Raw genomic sequence first — 2,027 nt, 5'->3', positions numbered from 1 at the left:
CTTTGAAACGGGAGAAGCAACTGCTTATGGGTTATATTCAGCACAGGATAGAGGAACTCTTTTTATTGACCCAGGAACTAAAGTTTATGAAGGAATGGTTATAGGTTCAAACCCTAAGGGAATGGATATAGAAGTTAATATCTGTAAAAGGAAACATCAATCGAATATAAGGGCTTCAGGTTCTGATGATGCTTTAAGATTATCTCCACCTAAACAAATGTCTTTAGAAGAAGCCTTAGAATTTATAGAAGATGATGAACTCATTGAAATAACTCCTAGTAGTTTTCGGGTTAGGAAAAAAATTCTGGACACAAATAAAAGATATAAATCTAAAAAACATAATTAACAATAAGATTTATAAAACAAAGGTGATCTTATGGAATATATAGTGGATGGGTATATGTGGTTTTTAAAAAATATATTATGGTTGAATATTTTATTTGCTATATTATTAGTATTTTTTGAAAGAAGAAACCCTACAACTACTTGGTTATGGCTTATGGTACTAACTTTTTTGCCAGGTATTGGCTTTTTACTATATCTATTTATAGGTCAAGATATGAGCAAGAAAAAGATGTTTAAAGTAAAAGAAGAAGAAGATCGAGGAATTAGAGACCGAGTATTAAGACAGGGACAAAAAATCCAGGAAGATGAATACAGGTTTTCTAATCCAAGATTCTTAGAATATGAAGATATAATAAAAATGCATATCTTAACCAGTGAATCATATTTTTCTCAGGACAATGACATAGAACTTTATTTTTCTGGAGAAGAAAAGTTTAAAGCTTTAGTAGAAAGTATAAAGAAGGCGAAGAACTATATATATTTAGAATACTATATTATGAAAAGCGATGGGATAGGCACTAAAATAATAGATTTGTTGACGGAAAAAGCTAAGGAAGGTATAGAAGTTAAGGTATTATATGATGGTATGGGAGGAAGGAAATTAAAGAGAAATTGCTTTGATGAACTAAAAAAAGCTGGAGGAGAAATAGAAGTGTTTTTCCCTCCCTTTGCCCCCTATGTGACCCCTAGAATTAATTATAGAAATCATAGAAAGATCTGTATTATCGATGGGGAAGAAGCTTTCGTAGGAGGGTTTAATATAGGTGATGAATATCTAGGGCTTTCAAAGAAGTTTGGATTTTGGAGAGATACCCATATGAAAGTACGAGGGACTGCAGTAGGGGCACTTCAATGGAGATTCTTTAAAGACTGGAGATTTGCAGCAAAAAAGGATAATGTTCAATGTGAGATAAATCTACCTCAAAGAAAAAACAAGGGAGATTCTGGAGTTCAAATAGTGAGTAGTGGACCTGACTCAAAATGGGCTAGTATTAAAGATGGATATTTTAAAATGATAAATAATGCAAGAAAGAGAGTATATATCCAAACCCCTTATTTCATACCAGATGATAGTATGTTTGAAGCATTAAAAGTAGCAGGGCTTTCAGGAATTGATGTAAAGGTTATAATTCCGTGTAAACCAGACCATATTTTTGTATATTGGGCAGGTCTTTCCTATATAGGAGAACTTCTAGAAGCTGGGGTAAAGTTTTATACTTATGAAAACGGCTTTCTTCATAGTAAAACCTTTATAATGGATGATTTTATAACATCTATAGGTACTGCAAATTTAGATATTAGAAGTTTTAAACTTAACTTTGAAGTCAATGCTTTTATTTATGATGAAGAAGTAAATAGAAAGATGGTAGAACAATTCAATTTAGATTTAAAACATTGTAAAGAAATTACTATAGAAGAATATAGTAAAAGGTCTAATATAGTTAAATTAAAAGAATCAGTTTCACGGTTGCTATCACCAATATTGTAATTGACAGGATAAAAATTCTCTTAAGGGAAACACTATCCTAAGAGGTGGTAGATTTGAAAAAGGGAATATTGATAATTATAATTATATTAAATATGATTTTATCTATATCTTGTGGAAATCAATCAAATGAAGAGGCTAAAAATGTTAAGCAAAAAGAAAAAGCACCTGAAACATTAGTCAAAGTTATGGAAGG

The 2,027-nt window shown here is 31.0% G+C and carries 1 protein-coding gene and 1 pseudogene; both read left to right on the top strand.

Translation table 11 applies throughout. The features are described from left to right. A pseudogene (locus VK998_RS03125) lies at positions 1 to 346 on the top strand (translational GTPase TypA); the annotation flags it as partial. 30 nt (positions 347 to 376) lie between these two features. Further along, positions 377 to 1,834 carry a cardiolipin synthase gene (gene cls, locus VK998_RS03120; RefSeq protein WP_325225378.1) on the top strand — a complete coding sequence of 486 codons (1,458 nt, stop codon included), beginning with the start codon at positions 377 to 379 and terminating at the stop codon, positions 1,832 to 1,834. The last annotated feature ends 193 nt before the right edge of the window (positions 1,835 to 2,027 follow it).

The organism is Schnuerera sp. (assembly GCF_035459645.1).
Taxonomy (GTDB): Bacteria; Bacillota; Clostridia; order Tissierellales; family Tepidimicrobiaceae; genus Schnuerera.
This window is presented reverse-complemented; position numbering and strand designations above follow the sequence as displayed.

Coding starts and splice junctions, on each gene's coding strand:
- cls (WP_325225378.1), top strand. CDS start 377: ATGGAATATATAGTGGATGGGTATATGTGGTTTTTAAAAAATATATTA.